This is a genomic window from Pigmentibacter ruber (genome assembly GCF_009792895.1).
In the GTDB taxonomy this organism is placed as follows: domain Bacteria; phylum Bdellovibrionota_B; class Oligoflexia; order Silvanigrellales; family Silvanigrellaceae; genus Silvanigrella; species Silvanigrella rubra.
On the sequence record NZ_WSSC01000001.1, the window covers coordinates 325,505 to 345,777 of the forward strand.

Below are 20,273 nucleotides of genomic sequence, written 5' to 3' on the forward strand. Positions count from 1 at the left end.
GGAAGATGGGTTATTTGACTTAAAGATTCAGACAAAAGTTTGAAACTTATTGAAAGTGTTATCTATTATGGAGATACCAGAATAATGCAAAAGATTCTTGGCCTAGATATTGGGACTTACTCGATTAAGGCTGTAATTATATGGAATGATTATAAAATAATTAATGATTACAAAAATTATCTCGTGCATCAGCTGATTGAAAAAAAAATTGAATATAAAGAAGGGCTTAGTGAAAAAGAAGCTCAAACACAAGCAATTGACGCGCTAATAAAAGAGTACAATATAGAATTTGACCTTGTTTTTGCTGCTATTGATGCCAAAAATGTTTCGATACGCAAAGTAGATTTCCAAAATATTCGTAAACGAGACATTGTCGGTTTTTTAGAAAATGAGTTAGAAAGTAGTAGCCCTTTTGCTATTGAAGAAACTATTCTAGATTATCAAATAATAGATTATACAAAAAATAGATCATCTGTTTTAGCAGTTCTAGTAAAAAAAGATGTCATACGTGACATTTTAGAAATTATTGAAAAAGAACATCTTCGAGTTAAAGTACTAGATATTGATAATTTAACATATTTAAATATGCTTAGCTTTTTAGATAAAGATCCTGAATTGCCAGAACATATAGATGATAATACCAACCAACAACAAACTAATATAACTGCAAGTCTAATTATAAATATAGGACATAGCAAAACAACTTTAACATTTTTAGCTGATAAAAAAGTTCTTTATACCAGAATAATCAGTATTGCTGGAGATTACTTTAATCAGGTTTTAAAACAAAAGCTGAATATTGAATATCCAGAAGCAGAAATTCTTAAACATTATGTTAGTTCTATGGAAACAGTTGCTAGCGAAGATGCAAATAGTAAACGAAACTTGGTGTCTATAATACTTGCTGACGCAATTTCTGAATTGGGGATAGAGATTCTCAGAACAATTCAATCATTTCAGGTAAAAGAGAATATTCAAATTCAAACAGTATTTATTTCTGGAGGATCTAGTAAAATAAAAGGAATAAAAGATTACCTTCATATAATATTAAAAGTACCAGTTTCTAATATAAGAATTAAAAAAGAAAACTTTATGTTTGAAGATGATGAGCATTCTGACTATGGGGGAGTAGATAGTTTAGCTACTTTTTCACAAGCTTTAGCCATATCTATGCGCGGTTTACCTGTTATTGGAATTGCTTCAAAAGTAAATTTAAGAAAAGGTGAATTTGCACAGATTAGTAATTATGATAAATTAATTAAACAAATATTTTTATATGCAAGTGCAGCTGCTATTGTTCTTGTCTGTTTATTTATTAGCTACTTTATCCGCTCCATTTTATATAATCAAGAAATTGATACACTAAAAGCTCAATTTCGAAAAGATGTTATTTCTATGGCAAATGGTGAACCATATTCATTAAGAGCTATTTCTAGTAAGAAAGATTGGGATTTTAAAAACTATGGTAATGAAGCTATTAATTTTTTAAAACAAAATATGAAAGACAAAGAAAAAATTGTAGAAAATTATTCCTCTGCAAGTCCATCATTAGCGTTAAATGTAATGAGTCAGGTATCAAGAGCAATTCCAAAAGAACTTTATTTCGAAGTCTCAGAATTTAGAATACAAGATGATCAACTCTATATTGAAGCAGAAACGAATAGTCCTGAGAATTTAAATAAAATTATTGATAAACTATCTAAAATGAAAGAATTATCCCAAGTTACAAAAAAATCACAATCCAATAAACTTGGTTCAGATAAAAAAATAATTCATTTTGCGGTTTCTGCTGCTGTGAATGTTGGAGAAGGATAAAATGGCAAGTAAAAAATATGCAGAATCCATAAATCAATTTTCTCAAACAATGAAAACATTAATATTTGGGGAAAACAATACCAGATTAGATTACTTAATTGAACAATTTTATCGTTTAAATCATGAAAGAAGATCTTTTATTATTGTTTCTACATTAGTGGTAGCAATTTTCTTTTTTATTGGATTAATATGTCTTTATTTTTTAGGACTATATTCATTGCAATCAAAGCTTTCCAGTGCATATACAAATTCTAATGCTTTAAGAGAAATTAAACCTGCTTATATATCTGTTCAAACTAAATATGAGGAGATAACGAGTGGTATTTCTTCAGCTAATGCTAATTTAAATATGATATCTATTGTAGATCAAAAGGCAAAAGATCTTGGAATTCAAGTTTCTGGCTTTCCATCTAAACCAACAATAACAAAATTTCCTAATCAAAATCCATTGGCTGAAAATTTCCAAAAAGAAAGCATTGATTTTAAATTATCAAATATTAGTTTGAAAAAAATGATGGAGTTTATTAATGGGCTTGAACAGCTTCCAAATAAATTAAAAGTTACTAAATATAGATTAATTTCTATTACTGAAGCTAAATTATATTTTGAAGTTTTATTAACCGTTGAGGCTATAATTCCTAATGATAAAGAAAATAAATAACTTTTTAAGGTGTTTTGACTTATATGAATAAAAAAAAAATAATTAGTTATATTTTTGTTAGTTTATTTGCTTTTATTGTGATACTTTATCATACTTTTCCCTATTCTTTATTAAAAGAAAATATTGTTATACAAGTTCAAAATCAATTAAATACGCAAAAAATACCACTAACTTTTTCTATGATTTCTTTAAAACCATATTGGGTCACTGGAGTAGAAATTAGAGGTTTAGAATTAGAAAACAAACTAGATCATAACGACGAATTAGTTATCAGAAATATCACGGCTAGACTTTCTCTGTTACCTCTTTTGATTGGTAATATAACCTTAAATATGAATATTGAACAAAGAGATGGTACGATAATTGCAAAAGTTGTACTTCCTCTTTTTTCTACTCTATCTGGCGAAGCCAGTTTAAAATATCTAGATATGCAAGCTAAAAATTTTAAACTTGACTCGATTTTTTCTCAATTACTTAATGTAATTAGATTAAATGAAAAGCCAGAACTAGCTTTAATCACTCCAATTATTGCAAAAACAAAAATTGGTGGTAGGCTTTTTGGTACTATAACTTATGAAGAAAAAGGAAGAGCTGTTGTAAAATTAAGTTTAAAGGAATCTTATTTAAATACAGCTAATGAAGCACTTAATATACCTTTACAAAACTTTACAACTGCAAATGTTGATTTTGATTGGAATGGAAAAAAAATACAAATTAGTCCAACCACAAAATTTGAATCTGAGGATATTAAATTTGATTTAAATGGGTTTGTAGAAACCCCTTCGGATCCTAAATTACCTTGGCATTTAGATTTAGGACTCAACTTAAAAATGAGTGGGCAAGTTGAAAAAGATTTTGGTTTTTTAATTCCTCAACTATTGAATTGTCCTAATAATGTAATAATTGCCGGCCTTATGAAACTTAGACTTGTAGGTGATTCAAGTAGCTTAAGTTGTCAATAAAAATTTTATTTCTTTTTTAATTTTTATAAAGTAAATACTAGATATCTTATTTTTAATATTAAGATATCTAGTATTTACTTTAAGGAGATGAGAATGAAAAAGAAAATATGTTTTTTTACAGTATTTAACCTTTTTTTTGTAAATTTACAAACAAATGCGCTTGAAAAAGGGTTTGTTTATTTAAAAGACATTGATCCTACAATAAAAAGTGATCTTAGATATTTTTCGACAAATAATTTCACAAATCAAAGAGTACCTGGATATAAAAAAGCTGAAGTTATTTTGACAAAAGAAGCAGCTGTAGCATTAAAATGTGCTCAACAAAAGTTTAATAATAATAATTATTCGATAGTTGTTTATGATGCTTATAGACCTCAAACCGCAGTAAATTTCTTTATTAAATGGAGCAAGGATTTAAAAGAGCAAGAAAAAAAATCTTGGTTTTATCCAAGAGTAGACAAAGCTAAGGTATTTGATTTGGGTTATGTTGCTTCTAAATCAGGGCATTCACGTGGTAGCACTGTAGATATTTCATTAATTAAAAATGATAAAAAAATAAGTAAAATTGTTCCTGAAGAAAGAAAATATTCTGATGGAATGAAAATGTATTACTTAAATGATGGAACTGAAGATTTTGGATCTTCATTTGATTTATTTGATGTTGCTTCACATTATGAAAATAATCTTATTACCAAAGAGCAACAAGAAAAACGTTTTTATTTAAAAAATATTATGGATTCGTGTGGTTTTAATAATTATAAAGAAGAATGGTGGCATTTTACATTACGCAATGAGCCATTTCCTGAAACTTATTTTGACTTCTCAGTGGAATAATTTAATTACTTCATGCCCTAATGCAAAAAATACTTTTTTAATCTAACTTTATGTTTTTAATAAATTAAAAAATATTTTAAAAAATCGTTCGTAAAAAATAAAATAAATATTATTTTCATTATAAGTAATATTAGAAAAGTTTAAAATATTAATTATATATTTTTATTAATTTATCAAAAAATTGTTATTAATTATTAAAATTTAAAATTATAAATATTTATAACACTATTGAGTTCAAATTCTGGTTATGATATTTTAGGAAAATTAATTAATTTCTGTTTATGCATAGCTTTTTTACTTGAAACTTTGTGTATTCAAGTTCTCTTAATTTATTAAGGAGTTCTCAATTGACTAATATTAAACTGTCTTTAAGATCTGTTAGTTTATCAGTTGCCCTCGTTTTTTCTTTAAATGCATTTGCTAGTAAAGATAAAAACACAAATGAATTAAATGAAAGTTTGACTATTGGGGTAGAAAAAAGCTTACCTTTATCACAAGGGGCTGATGGTTTATATAGAAATGATGGGGTTGCAGTAATCATTTCGGAGCCAAATTTTATAATAAGTAATAAAATTAATGGTAAAGCAGAAAATAATAAAAATGAATTTGTTTGGATTGCAAAAGAATATTTAAAATCTAATGCTGCAAAATTTGGTCTAGATCAAAATACTATTGAAAATCTTTCCTTGCAATTTGTTAGAACTGACAAAGAATTTACTGTCGTAAGATTTATTCAACAAGTTCATAATGTGCCAGTTTATGGAAGTTCAATAGCTGTTACAGTAAATAATAAAGGAAGGGTTACTTTTGTTGCTAGTAATACAGTAACTGGTAACTTGGAAGAGCATAAAATTTTACTTGATAGTTTGACAAGTATAACTCAAGAACAAGCTTTAAAAATTGCATTAAATTATTTGAAAATAGATTCAACTAAATTCACAAAAGCAAATTATGTTATTTTTAAAGATATCCAAAATAATATACATGAAGCCTGGCATTTTAAATTAATTCCAGCCAAGACATCTGGGGATTGGGATATTTTAATTGATTCTGCACAAGGGCGGGTATTAAGAGCTGAAAATAAAATTAGAAATTATAGTGCGACTGCAAATGTATATAAAGTAGATCCTCTGTCAGCAACAAGGCACAATTATGGAGATTCTGGATATGCGGATAATAATGACAATCCAAATTCAAAAGATTCACGTCAACAGCCTAAAGATACTCCAGAACTAACAAATGCAAGAGTAACTGTAACATTACCAGATGTTTCTTTTGCAAATAATAATTATTCATTAGTAAGTAAATATGCAGTTTGCGATGATTTTGAATCACCTAATGACAATGCTTGTCCTGTAAAGACAGATAATGTGTTTAATTATACTAGGACTAGTAAATATTTTGATGCTGTAAATGCTTTCTATCATATAGATAATTATCTTCGTTACGTTAATGAAACTTTAAAAGTTAGTGTCATGCCTTATCAATACTCAGGTGGAGTTCGTTATGATCCGCATGGATTAAGTGGTGATGATAATTCTCATTATAGTGAATCATCTGGAAAACTAGCGTTTGGGCAAGGTGGAGTAGATGATGCAGAAGATCTTATGGTTGTTATACATGAATTAGGGCACGGCATTCATGATTGGTTAACGCACGGGAGCACAGAAAACGATTCTGAAAATGGATTAGGCGAGGGAACTGGAGATTATCTAGCTGCAGGATATGTGCGCGATATTCCAGAGAATCAATGGAAACCAAGCGATCCTCAATACAATTGGGTCATGCGTTGGGATGGTCACAATCCATTTTGGCCAGGAAGAGTATCAAATTGGCATATCGGGAGAAAATATCCTCAAGATGTTACTCATACAGGTGACAATCATTCTTCTGGACAATATTGGTCTTCTTGTAATTTAGTTGCACGTGATAAAATAGGCGGGCAAGCTATGGATAAAGTTTTTTTAAGTGGATTATCAAAAACTGTTGAATCCACCAATCAAGTTGGTGCGGCACAAGCTATTATTAATGCGGCAAAAGATTTAAAATATACGAATGATCAAATTAAGGCTATTGCTTATGCATATAATACAGCTTGTTCCTATAATGTTAAAATCCCAATAGCAGACATAGAAGAATAAGTGTTGTCAAATTTATTTAAAGAAGTTATGTTGCCTTTGTATTAAAATAATAACAATTATATAATATAGAGGCATTCTATGAAATATGTAAAATATATTTTTTTATTTATTAATGTTTTTCTTTTTCAATTAGTTTATGCAAATTTTTCACAATCACAATCACAACAAGAAGTTTTTTCGCAATATTTTAAACCAACTATCGATTGTACATGGTTGAGAAAATGTAATTTTAAACAAAATAAAAAGGAACCTGTTACTAAGTTTCGTTTTGTTTTATAACTTAATATTTTTTAATAATTTATTCTGAAATCCTGTTAAAGTTAGTGAACCACCAGAGTGTATAATTAAAATATTTTCTTTTAAATTTTTTTCATTAATAATTTTGAAACTTTCATAAAAAAGTTTTCCGCTATAAATAGGATCTAAAAGGAACCCATTATGTCTACAATTTTTGGTTATAAATTCAAAAATTTTACTATTTGTTGAACCAAAAGATTTAGCATTAGTAGGTGTGTATAGAATAAAATTACTATTTAAGGTAATGTTTTGTTGAAATAAATTATTAAAAATTTTTAAATAATAATTCAATAATTCTTTAAAATAGGGTTCTGTGCCAGCAATAAGAAGGACGTGAACAAGAGTGTCTTTTTTGATATATAAAAATGCAATAATAATTGAAATTGCCATCAAACCTGTACCTGAATCTATAAAGATATGCTGAAAATTAATATTATATTTATCTTCATTTTTTAAAATGTCATAAGGCAGTGTTAATGATCCAGGTAAGGACTCTGCCGTATTTGCTCCTTCAGGTAAAATAAATACTTTTTTTCCTTTTTTAAGCATATTTTTTTGATAATTAAGAATTTCTTCCTCTTTATTATTAGTATATATAATATTGGTTTCATTCAAAAATAATGAAGTAAAAAAAGCATTTCCAATTAATGAATCTTGTTTAATTTTATTACTAAGAAAAATTATTGGTTTAATGTTTTTCTCAATGAGTAATTGAATGGCACTTAATACATTATTAGAATTTAATCCACCTAAAATAATTACTTCATCAAAATTATTTTGCTTTAAATATGGTATTAATGATAAATATTTCCTTATTTTTGAGCCGCTAACACCAAATCCTAATTCATCATCCCTCTTGACATAAATATTTGATTCAAGATTAACTTGAGTATTTAATTTGTGTAATCTTGAAGTCATTTGATAATCAGCAAAATTAAATGATTCTACTTGAGAATAAAAATTCGTTCTTAATTTATTTTTTAAAAGCATTTTTTCCTTAAAAAATTCCTGTAACCATAAGAGATAATCCTGGGCGAAAGATATCAGAATTATCTGGCACAACCCTAGTATATTCATAATATGCACTAAAGGTTCCTATTAGCCAATCTAAAATAAAATAATTTGCGGCTGCAGTAGGAGTAAATTTATATTTACTTTGGATAGGAGAAATAAAGGTAAAGAGAAAATCAAAGGTATTTCCAAATTTTAGACTTAATTTAGAGTCAATTGCATATGTAGCTGCTGGTGTAGCTATAAGTTCAAGCGAACTTCCTACTGTATCTGAAGTATTAAACATGAGAATTTCTTGACCTTGTAAATTTAAGTCTAGAACAAATTTTTCAATTTGCCCTAAGCCCATCAAATAATATTGATTATAAACTAAACCGCTGCGTTGATTGGAACTGGTTCTACTAGATACATCTATTTGAACTCCTGCATTTAATTCTAGATTTTTATAAACTCCACCACCTAAAAAATATAAAGTATCTTGAGTATTATCAACAAATATTGCACCGCCAGTTTGATAAATACGTACTGAATCTGTTTCTTTTTTTATTTCATCTTTTTCCCAGCGATAACTTTCATAAATACTACCTTCCATGACGATAGCATCTAGATTGCTGTAACCGTTAGTTAAATTTTTAACATAAAATAATTTTCCACCACCACCTAAAAACCAACCTGTTGAGTTAGATTCTTTTATTGTATCATAGCTATAAATACCACCAGCAATTGAACGGATAACACTTTTATCACTATATTGATTAGGTAAGGATTGATTTTGAGCTAATGATAAAGCATTAGAATCATATTGAATTCCTAAAGGTACAATTAAAGTCCAGGGTTTTTCTATATTAATTTTTTTCAAGAATTCTGCTGCAGATTGGCGTAATGAAGGATCGAGTTCTGTATCCCAAACTGCGGTTTGAAATGCATTTTTAGCAAATATTAATTTGTTATTAAAATAATATGGGACACCAACATAATATTCATATTCATGGGAAATTTTACTTTCAGGTGGGATATTCTTTTTTGCAAGTAAAAATTCATTTTCAGCCTTTTGATAGTTTTTTTCTTCCAGATATATCAATCCTAATTGCCAATGTGCCATAGGATAATTTGGATCCATTTTTTCTGCATATTGAAAATATTTTTTTGCATCTTGATTTTGATATAATCCTTTTTTAGCAAAACCTAGATAGTATGGAATTCTAATATCTTTATCCATTTGATTTTGAATTGGAGTGAGTAAGTTCAGTAGTTCAAAATATTCTTCATTATCAGCTAATTTAGCAGCTCTATCTAATCTATCTAAAATTTCCCCCATGCCATCAATATTTTTAATTTCATATCGTTGTTTTAATTCTTCTTGAGTGGTAGTTAAAGCTATGAAATTATCAATTGTTGAACTTTTTGGAGTGGATAAAGGTAACACAGAGCCATCTTCAAAAATTGTAAATTCTAGGCCGGGTGTTAATTTAATACTATTGTCATTATTTTTTTGATTCTCATCAGATTTAGTAATGTTTGGAATAAGTGTGACATCACCACTGAAAACTAAAAGTCTTGTAAATAATTTTCCATTTTCTTTATCTCTTGTAATAACAACATCGGAACCTCTAGGAACTAAAATATTTACTTCTGCAGTATAAATATTCATTTTATTTGTGAAATTTTCAGTATTTGCATCGGTATCATTTCTATTCCCCGAAGCTTTAACTCTTAACCCACCATAGTTTAATCTCGCTGTTCGCATTTGTTCGTCGCTTTGCGTTGTTTCTATGCTTAAATTAGATGATGGTAACAAAAATATTACTCCTGATTCAGAATCAGAAATTTTTAAAGTGTCTAGATTATCTGTTTGGAATATTCCGTCATTCCAAGTAAAATTTCTTGTTAATGAGCCTATATAAAGAATGTAATCGCTTTGAATTAGTGTTCCTTTACCGTAAATTGCTGATACTTGTTGAGAAGAAAATGAATCATTTTTATTTTGTTTAGGTTTAACGTAATCCATTAATTTATTTAATTCTTTTGGATCAAATCCTTCTTTCGAGCGAATATCAAATTCATAAGTATAGGTTGTTCCTCCAAATTCATTATAGGTAATAATTTGTAAAACTGGAGCTTTGTCTTGGTACTCATTTTCTTTTAAAATGATAGGGCAGTATAATCCAGTGCATATTTTTTTATTATTAATAGACCATACAATATTGGAATTTTGCGATGAAAAATCATCCCCTGGTGTGACTTCAAGCAATACTTCTTTGTCATAAGCTGCTTGAATATTTAAAGGCGGTCCTGAAGACAAAATAGGGAGCTGAGGTTCTAAAAGACTTTTTGGTATTTCGGCAAAAACAGGAAGGGAAAAACTTAAAAATATGACAAAGAAACATTTTATTGTTGATATTTTAACAATATTAAGATTTTTCCTCATAAGCTTCTCCTGCAAGGAGACTTAAAATTCTTTTAATTTCTGACACAGTCGTGAAGCTATCCTGTTGGAAATTCTTTTTTCTAATAGCTAATAATAGTCGACCATCTGGAGTGATACGCATTCCTTTAGTCTTCCTATTACAAACATCAAGAATTCGTTTGAATAGCAATTCACTGTTTTCATCCTCACCATTAGGTTGTAAAACATTTTTGCCTAAACGAATTTCAGTAGCATCATCGCCGACAGCAAAAGAAGTAGCTCCTAGTAAAAGTAACCATCTTCTAATTCTAGCAATCTCTGCTAAGTTTTTCACTTCAACAGGTAACGTTCCAAATCGATCTTCGCATTCCATGATAAGGTTTTGCAATGCGCTCTCTTGGCGGGCACCAAAAAAGCGACGGTATGTTTTTAAACGTTCTTTCGAATTCTCAATATAATTTTCTGGAATTTGAGCAACTAATGGAATTTGAATTTCTACATCTGTTTGAGTTGTTACTTTAACACCGCCTAAATTTTTAATAGCATCGTCAAGCATTTGTAGATATGTTTCTAATCCTATATCACTAACTTTTCCACTTTGTTCATCACCTAAAATGTTTCCAGAACCACGCATTTCCATATCATGACTAGCAATAATAAAACCGCTTCCTAATTCTTGATGTTCCTTTAGTATTTCAAGGCGTTTCATTCCTTCTTGATCTTCTTTAGCATTCAGGGATGTTAAGAAATAGGCATAACCTCTAGTTGATCTTCTACCTACCCGTCCACGCAATTGATAAAGCTGAGCGAGTCCAAAGAAGTCCGCATTTTGAACAATAATAGTATTCACATTTGGCATATCAATGCCTGATTCAATGATTGTTGTACAAAGAAGAATTTGATATTTTCCATCAAGAAAATCAATAATTGTTTTTTCCAAATCTTTTTGAGTCATTTTGCCATGTCCAATGCAAATTTTTGCATTTGGAATAAGTTTTGTTAGAAATTCATGGACCGATTCAAGTTCTTCAACTCTATTATGGACATAAAAAACTTGTCCACCTCTATTCAATTCAAATTGAATGCTCTCAGCAATAATACTTTCATCAAAAGGACACACAAATGTTTTAGTTGCCAAGCGAGATTTTGGAGGAGTAGTTAACAAACTAAGATCCCTCAGGCCTACCATAGCCATTTGAAGAGTTCTTGGAATGGGTGTTGCAGTCATAGTAAGCACGTCTATCCCATAAGACATTGCCTTTATTTTTTCTTTTTGCAAGACTCCAAAACGTTGTTCTTCATCAACAATTAATAAACCAAGATCTTTAAATTCAATATCCTTAGAAAGAATACGATGTGTGCCTATCAAAATATCAATGGCACCTGATTTTATTTTTTCTAGTACTTTACTTGCTGAAGTAACAGAACGATCAAGAATTGTTATGTTAGCAGCAAATTCAGCAAACCGTTCCTTTAGAGAACGATAATGTTGGTGAGCAAGAACAGTAGTTGGAACAAGCCAAGCAACTTGTTTGCCTTCTAATAAACAGCGAAAAGCTGCACGCATGGCTACTTCCGTTTTACCAAAACCAACATCTCCACAAAGCAAACGATCCATGGCTTTGGGTTTTGTCATATCAGACATAATTTCTTTAATTGCTCTCTTTTGATCTGGAGTTTCGTCAAACGGAAAAGCATCTTCAAAAGCAATATAGTCTTCATCAATTTTTGCAAATGCATGCCCTGGTGTCATTGCTCTTTTAGCTTGGTGTTCCATTAATTCTTTCGCAAGTTTTTCTACATCAACTTTTGCTTTTGCTTTTCTTTTTTCCCAAGAGGAGCCTTTTAGACTGTCAAGAGAAGTATTATCAGATGCTCCAATATATTTTTGAATCAAATTTAATTTGTGAACAGGAACATATATTTTATCGTTTTCAGCATACTCTAAAACAAGGAAATCACCTGTTATATCGAGGATTTTTATTGTCATTAATCCACGAAAACGTGCAATTCCATGTTGAACATGAACGACAAGATCTCCTTCAATAAAATCAGAATATTGAGCAGATAAAAAGGCTTCTGAGTTTTCTTTAGAACTTTTCGAATTTTCTTCTTCAGTAAAGGTTTCAAAATGTTCTGTAGCTGCTATTCCTCTTATCCAAGTTTCGGAAATAGCTAATGTTTTAGTTTCTGGTAAATAAAAACCTTCTTTTGCATTTAAAATACTAGCATAAATATTGTCAACTATCTTACTCCAGCTTATATTAGTTGATAAGAGGTTTTTACATGAAAAATTTGTTAAGTTAATAGTTACATCAGTGTCTTTTATTGCTAGATATTTTGTTGCAATTCCATAAAATTCTAAAAAACTTTCATTATTATTTGCTAAAAATAGAACATTACTTATCTTTGAATTATTTAGTAAATATTGAATTTTATCTAATCTTACTGACAATTTTGTTTTCTCAATTGACTGTAGTTCATTTTGAAGTTCAGCAGGAAGTAGATAATTTGATTTTATAAGATTACTTTCAACAAAATATTTTTTTCCTAGGGATAAGTTAGGAAAGACATGTTCAACTGTTCCAACAGGATAATTTTTTCCAAATGCTGCTTGATAAGAGTTTTCATATAATTTTTCAATTTCGGCAACAGATTTTAGTAGTATTTGAGGCGAAATATTAAATACACAAGAAATATTTTGATTTTTTTCGGCGAAATATTTTGTTATAAATTCATGGAATGCAGGAAACTGCTCTAAAGTAAACATATAAAAAATATCATCTATTCCAGCAAAAGTTACATTAGCTTTTAAATCTTCTAATAAGTTAGCTCTTCCTACACCCATTACTTTCTGAGCTAAAATTGCGGAATTAAATTTTTCTACTGCTTTTTCCATTTGACTTGGATAAGGCCAAACAAATTCTCTAGATGGTAAAATAGTTATTGATTGTAAAGTTTGAAATGAACGTTGATCATTTGCACGAAACGAACGAATTTTATCAACCGTATCACCAAAAATTTCAATTCTTGAAGGAGTTTTTTCACCTGGTGTCCAAAAATCTATAATTGACCCTCGAACACAAAATTCTCCAACATCTTCAACTCGCTGTACTTGCAAATAAGCCAATTGGTTTAATTGCTCAACCAACAAATCTGGATCTAGATCTTCACCAATTTTAATTTCGTATTTGTTATTATTTAACCAATTTAATGAAGGAAAATTTCTAATAAAACCAGCAACGCTGCAAATAATTATACGTGGATTATGTATGGATAAAGAGTAACAAGACTCTATTCTTTTTGCAATAATTTTTTTTGCTGACTCAAAGCGAAATACTCCTGTTTGTGAATATCCTGGGATATAAATAATATCCCTATAATTAAAATAATCAAAAGTGAGAGATCTTAAGTATGATTCATATTCTTGAGCTTCTGCTTCTGAATTTGCAATAATTATTTTAGTTAAATTAGGGTTTTTTATCAGTTCAGAAACACTCTCAACTAATCCGGCTTCAGTAGAAAAAAAATGCATAAGGAAAACTTTCGTTTAAGAATTAAAATTACTTTCACCATTTAAATTCAGAACTTTGTTGCCTTTCAATAAGTAAACGAACTGCATATTGAATAGGAACATTTTCATACAGTACACGATATGCAATGTTAATAATTGTTGTTTCTATACCAAGTTTTTTACTTAATTCATTTGCGCTTATTGTTGTTGCTATTCCCTCTATAACCTGCTCTGATTCAGCGAAAATGTTTTCTTTTGTTTTCCCTTCTGCAAGTTTGAGTCCAACTTGTCGATTTCGCGACAGATCTCCCGTACAAGTAAGAATAAGATCTCCAACACCACTCAGTCCTAAAAAGGTAACTGGGTCTGCACCCATTTTTACACCAATATGCACAATTTCTGCCAATCCTCTAGTTATAACAGCTGCTCGTGCATTATTTCCTAAATTTAGTCCATCAACAGCTCCAGTCACCATAGCAATTACATTTTTTAATGCTCCAGCTATTTCAACGCCAATGATATCTTTTGAATCATAAACACGAAAGTAGGGGCTATGTAAAAGCTGCGAAGAAATATCAAGTAATTTTTTGTCTTTTGAAGCTATAACAACACTTGTTGGTAAACCTTGTAACATTTCTTTTGCAAAGCTTGGTCCACTTAATGCTCCAATCGCTGCATAATCACCCCAAATAGATTCTAATATTTGTGATGGAAGCAATAAACTGGATTGTTCAATTCCTTTTGCTGCGGAAATGATATTTATTTTTCTTTCAGTTGATGGTTCTATTTCTGTTTTTTTCCAGTGCTCAAGCATCCATTCGCTAACATTTCTAATGCTCTGGCATGGAATAGCTAAAATAATAAGTTTAAATTCGCTCAATGGTGTTTTAAAATCAGCGAAAGTTTCAAATTTACAATTTTTAAGAGTGCTGTGAGCTTTGAGTTGATTAAAGTGTGCTTCTTCTCTTGCTATAATAGTCACTAGGTTTAATGGTGTATGTATACAAGAAGCTATAGCGGTGCCAAAAGCACCAGCCCCAATAACAAGAGTCTTATCCGTTAACGTAAAGACCATAGTTTATCACTCCTTAAGTAATGATTTCTTTGACTAATAGGTTTAAATGAAGCATTTAACCTTTAAAAAACAATATCTTTCATTTTTAGAAGGCTTACTGTAACTTTTCTTGGCTTTCACTTTTTAGATTGAAAGGATAAGCTTAAAAAAGTCCTTTTAATGAAAGAAGAGGTTACTATCCATGCCAGATTTTCAAGAAACATCGAATGCATCTCAAAAACTTATAGAAATGCTGAATAACAAAGTTTTTGGGCAAAGTGAAATCATAGAGCATGTTGTTATAGCAGTAATTTGCAATGAACATGCCTTATTAACTGGAGCCCCTGGAGTAGCAAAAACAACTCTCGTTAGAAATCTAGCTGCAGCATTAGGTAACAAATACAAAAGAATTCAATTTACTCCAGATTTAACGCCTTTTGATATATTAGGTGGTGATACAATTCATTTTGACGAAGAAAATCCTGACTTAAAAAAAATAGCATTCTCACCAGGATCAATCTTTTCTCCTTTTATTTTGGCAGATGAAATAAATAGAGCCTCACCACGGACTCAATCCGCTTTGTTAGAAGCCATGCAGGAAAGGCAAGTAACTATTGGAGGAATTTCTCGTCCATTGCCAAAGCCATTTTATGTGTTTGCCACTCAAAATCCTATAGAAAATGAAGGAACTTTTCCTTTACCAGAAGCTCAATTAGATAGATTTTTACTAAATCTAGAAATTCCTTATCCAGACTTTGATGCAGAGGTAAAAGTCGCTACTTTGCCAAAAAGGATGGAAGATTTACCCTCTTTAGAGGTAGCAGAAATCCTTTTAAACTCAAGAGAAATAGTTGAAAAAGTACAAATTACAGATGCCCTGCTCAAAGGAATTGTTAGGATAGTAAGAAATACTCGCCCACAGGAATCAAAACTTTCGGTTGCAAAAGATTATCTTGATTTTGGTGCCAGTCCACGTGCGACTCAAGCATTGTTAATTTCAGCAAAAGCACTTGCTTTAATTAGAGGAAAATCAGAAGTTCAGTTTGAGCATATTGCTGAAGTTGCTCCCCCTGTCTTAAGGCATCGTTGTATCGTTAATTTTCGTTCGTTATCAGAAAATAGAAGTTCTGCAAGTATTATAAATCAAATAGTTCAAGAAACTATTTTATAAAAGAGATAAAAAATATGCAAATCCCCACAAAAATACAGCAAGTAAAATATGCTGTGTTCCTTGATGCGTCAGGAACTTTGTTACAAAGTTCCGTATCCAATGCGATTGGAGTCCAATTATATTTGGATACAAAAAATATTTTACATGCATTTAAAGAAAGAAAAATCAATCAAATATCAATTGCAACAGGAGTAATAACGAATTGGGGAAATAGAATTAATGGAATGTTAAGAGCGTTGCAAGTAGAATCTTGTTTTGACGTTATTATTAGTTCTGATACAGTGCAAAAAACAAAGCCCGATCCTTCAATTTATCATTATGCTTGTACTTGTTTAAAAGTAGATCCAAGTCATGCAATTCATATTGGGGATTCCTTGTTAGATGATGCTTTGGGAGCGCAAAATGCTGGCTTGCATGGAATTTGGTTAAAAAGAGGTAATTATCTTCCAGAAGAAGCAAAAAACTTAATTCATCCTTATTTTTCTAATTTAAATGATATTTTTCAATATATTCAAAATAAAATTATTGTTTCTTAATAGTTGCATAATTTAAAAAATCTATCCTAAAATTAGTTGACAAAACAATTTAATTTAAATAATTGGTCAAATAATTATTATTAAACAAATGTATATGTTTATTATAATACCGAGATATGAATTTGTATTTTTCATTTAATTTAGAGGTTGTATTGTGTTTTGTAAAAAAATTGAAAATTATAAAATAAAAATAAATTGTCCACTCTTTATATTTATTTGTTTGTCTTTTTTTAGTTCGGTATCTTACGCAAAAAATAAAGAAATGGTAATTCAGATTATTGGAGCCCCTGCTTCAGGAAAATCTAAAGCATTAGAAGAATTAAATAGAAGTCTTACTAATTATGAATTACTCCAAAAGTTAAAAAATATAAAAACAAGAAGTGTTGATTTGGATGAAGAAAGAGAATTTATAGCTAGCTTACCTGGATCTGTTCAACTTGTTTATGTATTTAATGCATTAAACTTATTTAATGCCACTGCAAAGAAACAAAAATGGGTAATATATCATAGGGATGAAGTTTGTAAGTTTTTAAATAAAAATTTAAATGAAAATTACGGGAAATTTGGTATTAATATCGAATGTGATACAAAACGAGAAAAAATTATTATTAATTCTCCTAATAATGGAATTAATAATACAATACTAACTAAAGAAAATATAGGAAGAATAAGTCGTGCTATTGCGGCTCAGTCTAACTATGTTTTTTCACAACTTGGACCTTGGGATTTAAATGTTCATATTAATCGTTATTTACAGTTAAATTTTATGATGGAGAGTCTTTATTTAAATGAAGATATTTTACTTGATGAAGTTGGAGCTGGTGCAGAACCTATTCTAGAAAGAATAAATCGTTTTAGAGAAGCTAATTATGTTTCAGTAGGTATTTTAGTTCAACCTAAAACAGTTGGGGTCAACTTATTACTAAACTCGTTAAGAGCTGCAGGAGGAAAACATTTTGCAGATGCTGATTATGTATTTGAAAAATATAATAAATTAAATCAGATGATTATCAAAAATAATGGTTATTTCTTAAAAAATGAAAAATCAGTTACTTTAAATTTAGGAAGGAATTTTGATGAAATAGAAAAATCTATTTTAGAGGCTACTTCTGAAGATAATCATCTTGAGGTTAATAAGGATAAAGTATTTGATTTATTTATTACTGTTCAAAATTTTGATCTAAAAACCGCATTGAATATAATAAATCAAGAAAAACCTGAATTAAGAAGAAATACATTTGCTCTTTTTTATATGAGTATAAATTATGTTCGACAAACAATTTTAGACAAAATAACAAAAAAGCAGCAAAATAATTCAAGTGATAAAAAATCACTTGCGGAATATAATGAAGAACTAAAGCAAATTTCATCTATTTTTGATGAGATAAGAAAAACAAATGATAGTAGCTATAGTATGACAATTAATGAAATGCTAGAAAGATTTAATAATGTAGCAGAAAATAGTAGCTATATCAAAGCTAGTGATATGTTTAAATATGCAGGAAAATTAGAATCAACTCAGGGGATCTCTTCAAATTCACATTGATTGAAATTATTTTCCTGATTATTTGATGTCGAATAATTAGGGATACAAACAGCTTTCGTTGGTTGTAACATTTTCCATTCGTTTTGCTGCATTGAATTACTTTTTATCTGAATTTTAAAATTACTTTTTGGTGATATCAATACTATATATTTATTATCTTCATCTACTAAACGATAAATACAAATCACTTGATAAAAATTATTTTCTATAGTGTCTTTTTTCATCCCAAACAAATAATATAAACTTAGCGCTTTTTTATCTTTATTTAACCCATGAAAAGATTGATAATTTATGAACTGTTGCCAAAGGCCTGTTTTATTATGAACATAGTGAGTTCCATCATTTTTTTGCTTGATATCCTCTATATTAGGGCAGTTTGCTAAAGTAGAAAAAGAAAATCCTAAGGCAAAAAAAGCAAAACAATTTTTTAAAATAGTTAAATTTTTCATTATAATTCTCCTAACATTTTTCTTAATAAATTGATAATTAATAAAAATTGAAAGTATATTTTCAAAATAAACTGTATGAAGCAGATCAATATTATTTTTACAAAGAAAATAAAATTATGCAAATATATTTTTTCTAAAGAAAATTAAAATGAAAATTTAGAATTTTAAAAAATAAAAGAAAAATTTTAGTAAGTATTTAATTATTATATGGTAAAATATTTTTAAGTGTGACCTATAGAATACCAAATAAATTTGTTATTCTTCTATAAATTTATTTTATAACTTTTAATTTAAAATAAAAAAAATTAATAACATTAAATATATCTTTTTTAAAATGCAAAAAATAAAACGAGGGAGAAATTAGAAGAGCGAATTGTATTACATAATTGAAAATTTTGAAATGTCAAAATAACTTCATAGAATAGAATAAAAAAAAAGATATAATTATATTTTAAGCAATATAATGAATTTCAGGAGGGATTTTAATGAAAAATTTCAGTTTGAAGTTAGTAGCTTTTGGTGGCTCATTAGCACTTATGCAAACAGCATTCGCTTGGGATCATTTAAGTTCTTCTTTCAAATTAGTAAATAATACAGGATATGATATTGTAGTAACAAAAACACATTCATATCAAATGAACACAAATGATGATTCTTCTGCAAATCAAACAATCGCAAAATCTTCAAATGGAAAAATAAATTTTTGGGGTCAGTGGAAGGCAAACAATGCAGACTATGATGACGGTATGGATTTTTCTATTTCTGCAAATGGAGCAATTATTGGCTATTTTACTATAAATGTTACTAATAACACTTGGGGTTTGACTTACGGAATTAAGAAAAATACTACCAATGTAGTCTTAAAGAGTAATGCTAGTGATAGGTTACATGGTATTAAATTTAGATCCACTGAAGGTGAAATAGATATCAATTAATTTTTTTGAGTTTAGCACATTTGCTTTCTGGTAAATCCTCAATTTTATTATATGTATTAAATAAATAACTCAGTTCAATTTCTTGAGTTATTATTTTTTTATTAGGGATATTAAAGTAATGCAAAAATTTATTTACTTCGAAAGCCCAAAAATAATGCCCAAAATAAGGTTTATCATAGGTAACTACTATATTTCCTGATAAAGTTACAATGTATTCAATAACTGCTTTAATCTTAGCTGATTTTCCATACATAGAAATTTTAGTACACGTTTTAGCAGGGACTTCAAACATTCCTCCCGATTCTATTGATACTTTTTCTGAATTTGTTTTAGATTCTTCTTTGCCAACTGTAAAAGTTTCAGTAAAAGAATATTCTGAAGCTAAATTTGATTCTTTTATTCCTAAAGTTATACCTAAATTTATTGCTTTTGCAAGTGACTGCTCTTTAGTCCATTTTGTAGTAAAAACATTTTCGAAAGTATGGACAAAGCGTGGAGTCATTTTTTGCATTCTATCCGTTTTATTTTCAAGGATATGTTCTACTAACAATTCATTGTCTACTTTTCCTTTTATCAACTTTAATTGTTTATTTGAAACAGAAATTGTTACTTCTTTCCAATTATATTCTTTAAATAAGTTTCTATGATAATTATAATTACTCCAAGGAGAGTGATATCGAATAAAAGTATTGTCTGGTCTTTTACCAGTATATATTTCAACTAATGAACTGCGAGTAATATTATGTCCTAAATAGAATTCTTTTGCTACTTCTTGACTATTGATAACATAAGATTCTTCTCCTGTCAGAAGAAGTTGGAGTTTATTTTCAGTAAATTCTTCAGTATTGAAACCTGTAAGAATAGTTAGTAGAAAAGACATTCAGAATCCCTTTCTAGTAATTGAAATTATGTCTATGCAATTTTTAATAAATTCTTATAA

Annotated in this window: 16 protein-coding genes; 10 read left to right on the forward strand and 6 right to left on the reverse strand. The window is 29.0% G+C overall.

Annotation, left to right across the window (positions count from 1 at the left end; translation table 11 throughout):
* The first annotated feature begins 84 nt into the window (after window positions 1-84).
* The 6 genes from pilM (at window position 85) to GOY08_RS01445 (ending at window position 6,692) form a co-directional block, all read left to right on the forward strand.
* Window positions 85-1,815, forward strand: coding sequence for a pilus assembly protein PilM (gene pilM, locus GOY08_RS01420; protein WP_158996778.1), 1,731 nt, complete (start codon window positions 85-87; stop codon window positions 1,813-1,815).
* Between the two features lies 1 nt (window position 1,816).
* Window positions 1,817-2,476 carry a hypothetical protein gene (locus GOY08_RS01425; protein WP_158996779.1) on the forward strand — a complete coding sequence of 220 codons (660 nt, stop codon included), beginning with the start codon at window positions 1,817-1,819 and terminating at the stop codon, window positions 2,474-2,476.
* 23 nt (window positions 2,477-2,499) lie between these two features.
* Window positions 2,500-3,438: a type II secretion system protein GspN gene (gene gspN, locus GOY08_RS01430; protein ID WP_158996780.1), complete on the forward strand. Its 939-nt coding sequence runs from the start codon at window positions 2,500-2,502 to the stop codon at window positions 3,436-3,438.
* 93 nt (window positions 3,439-3,531) lie between these two features.
* A complete protein-coding gene (locus tag GOY08_RS01435) occupies window positions 3,532-4,272 on the forward strand; it encodes a M15 family metallopeptidase (RefSeq protein WP_158996781.1) in 741 nt (246 codons plus the stop codon).
* Window positions 4,273-4,619: 347 nt separating this feature from the next.
* On the forward strand, window positions 4,620-6,413 hold the full coding sequence (locus GOY08_RS01440; RefSeq protein ID WP_202914006.1) for a hypothetical protein: 1,794 nt from the start codon (window positions 4,620-4,622) through the stop codon (window positions 6,411-6,413).
* 78 nt (window positions 6,414-6,491) lie between these two features.
* Entirely contained in the window at window positions 6,492-6,692 is a 201-nt protein-coding gene (locus GOY08_RS01445) for a hypothetical protein (RefSeq protein WP_158996782.1), read from the forward strand.
* Here GOY08_RS01445 and GOY08_RS01450 read toward each other — a convergent pair.
* The 4 genes from GOY08_RS01450 to GOY08_RS01465 are packed head-to-tail and all read right to left on the reverse strand — an operon-like array spanning window position 6,687 to window position 14,717.
* Window positions 6,687-7,700 carry a pyridoxal-phosphate dependent enzyme gene (locus GOY08_RS01450; RefSeq protein WP_158996783.1) on the reverse strand — a complete coding sequence of 338 codons (1,014 nt, stop codon included), beginning with the start codon at window positions 7,698-7,700 and terminating at the stop codon, window positions 6,687-6,689. The genes GOY08_RS01445 and GOY08_RS01450 overlap by 6 nt on opposite strands.
* 7 nt (window positions 7,701-7,707) lie before the next feature.
* Window positions 7,708-10,149: a tetratricopeptide repeat protein gene (locus GOY08_RS01455; protein WP_158996784.1), complete on the reverse strand. Its 2,442-nt coding sequence runs from the start codon at window positions 10,147-10,149 to the stop codon at window positions 7,708-7,710.
* Entirely contained in the window at window positions 10,133-13,663 is a 3,531-nt protein-coding gene (gene mfd / locus GOY08_RS01460; protein ID WP_158996785.1) for a transcription-repair coupling factor, read from the reverse strand. The genes GOY08_RS01455 and mfd overlap by 17 nt, the downstream gene beginning before the upstream one ends.
* A gap of 34 nt (window positions 13,664-13,697) precedes the next feature.
* The gene (locus GOY08_RS01465; RefSeq protein ID WP_158996786.1) at window positions 13,698-14,717 is read right to left on the reverse strand and encodes an NAD(P)H-dependent glycerol-3-phosphate dehydrogenase; all 1,020 of its coding nucleotides are present in this window, start codon (window positions 14,715-14,717) and stop codon (window positions 13,698-13,700) included.
* A 181-nt stretch (window positions 14,718-14,898) separates the two neighbouring features.
* Here GOY08_RS01465 and GOY08_RS01470 point away from each other — a divergent pair, with 181 nt between their 5' ends.
* The 3 genes from GOY08_RS01470 (at window position 14,899) to GOY08_RS01480 (ending at window position 17,949) form a co-directional block, all read left to right on the forward strand.
* Window positions 14,899-15,867: an AAA family ATPase gene (locus GOY08_RS01470; RefSeq protein WP_158996787.1), complete on the forward strand. Its 969-nt coding sequence runs from the start codon at window positions 14,899-14,901 to the stop codon at window positions 15,865-15,867.
* A gap of 14 nt (window positions 15,868-15,881) precedes the next feature.
* On the forward strand, window positions 15,882-16,403 hold the full coding sequence (locus GOY08_RS01475; RefSeq protein ID WP_158996788.1) for an HAD family hydrolase: 522 nt from the start codon (window positions 15,882-15,884) through the stop codon (window positions 16,401-16,403).
* Window positions 16,404-16,557: 154 nt separating this feature from the next.
* Window positions 16,558-17,949, forward strand: a complete 1,392-nt coding sequence (locus GOY08_RS01480; protein ID WP_158996789.1) for a hypothetical protein — start codon at window positions 16,558-16,560, stop codon at window positions 17,947-17,949.
* Here GOY08_RS01480 and GOY08_RS01485 read toward each other — a convergent pair.
* Window positions 17,922-18,398: a hypothetical protein gene (locus GOY08_RS01485; protein ID WP_158996790.1), complete on the reverse strand. Its 477-nt coding sequence runs from the start codon at window positions 18,396-18,398 to the stop codon at window positions 17,922-17,924. The two genes, GOY08_RS01480 and GOY08_RS01485, sit on opposite strands and share 28 nt — an antisense overlap.
* A gap of 485 nt (window positions 18,399-18,883) precedes the next feature.
* Here GOY08_RS01485 and GOY08_RS01490 point away from each other — a divergent pair, with 485 nt between their 5' ends.
* On the forward strand, window positions 18,884-19,333 hold the full coding sequence (locus tag GOY08_RS01490; RefSeq protein ID WP_158996791.1) for a hypothetical protein: 450 nt from the start codon (window positions 18,884-18,886) through the stop codon (window positions 19,331-19,333).
* Here the strand turns inward: GOY08_RS01490 and GOY08_RS01495 are convergent.
* A complete protein-coding gene (locus GOY08_RS01495) occupies window positions 19,326-20,213 on the reverse strand; it encodes a hypothetical protein (RefSeq protein ID WP_158996792.1) in 888 nt (295 codons plus the stop codon). The genes GOY08_RS01490 and GOY08_RS01495 overlap by 8 nt on opposite strands.
* Between the last annotated feature and the right edge of the window lie 60 nt (window positions 20,214-20,273).

Coding starts and splice junctions, on each gene's coding strand:
- pilM (WP_158996778.1), top strand. CDS start 85: ATGCAAAAGATTCTTGGCCTAGATATTGGGACTTACTCGATTAAGGCT.
- GOY08_RS01425 (WP_158996779.1), top strand. CDS start 1,817: ATGGCAAGTAAAAAATATGCAGAATCCATAAATCAATTTTCTCAAACA.
- gspN (WP_158996780.1), top strand. CDS start 2,500: ATGAATAAAAAAAAAATAATTAGTTATATTTTTGTTAGTTTATTTGCT.
- GOY08_RS01435 (WP_158996781.1), top strand. CDS start 3,532: ATGAAAAAGAAAATATGTTTTTTTACAGTATTTAACCTTTTTTTTGTA.
- GOY08_RS01445 (WP_158996782.1), top strand. CDS start 6,492: ATGAAATATGTAAAATATATTTTTTTATTTATTAATGTTTTTCTTTTT.
- GOY08_RS01450 (WP_158996783.1), bottom strand. CDS start 7,700: ATGCTTTTAAAAAATAAATTAAGAACGAATTTTTATTCTCAAGTAGAA.
- GOY08_RS01455 (WP_158996784.1), bottom strand. CDS start 10,149: ATGAGGAAAAATCTTAATATTGTTAAAATATCAACAATAAAATGTTTC.
- mfd (WP_158996785.1), bottom strand. CDS start 13,663: ATGCATTTTTTTTCTACTGAAGCCGGATTAGTTGAGAGTGTTTCTGAA.
- GOY08_RS01465 (WP_158996786.1), bottom strand. CDS start 14,717: ATGGTCTTTACGTTAACGGATAAGACTCTTGTTATTGGGGCTGGTGCT.
- GOY08_RS01470 (WP_158996787.1), top strand. CDS start 14,899: ATGCCAGATTTTCAAGAAACATCGAATGCATCTCAAAAACTTATAGAA.
- GOY08_RS01475 (WP_158996788.1), top strand. CDS start 15,882: ATGCAAATCCCCACAAAAATACAGCAAGTAAAATATGCTGTGTTCCTT.
- GOY08_RS01485 (WP_158996790.1), bottom strand. CDS start 18,398: ATGAAAAATTTAACTATTTTAAAAAATTGTTTTGCTTTTTTTGCCTTA.
- GOY08_RS01490 (WP_158996791.1), top strand. CDS start 18,884: ATGAAAAATTTCAGTTTGAAGTTAGTAGCTTTTGGTGGCTCATTAGCA.
- GOY08_RS01495 (WP_158996792.1), bottom strand. CDS start 20,213: ATGTCTTTTCTACTAACTATTCTTACAGGTTTCAATACTGAAGAATTT.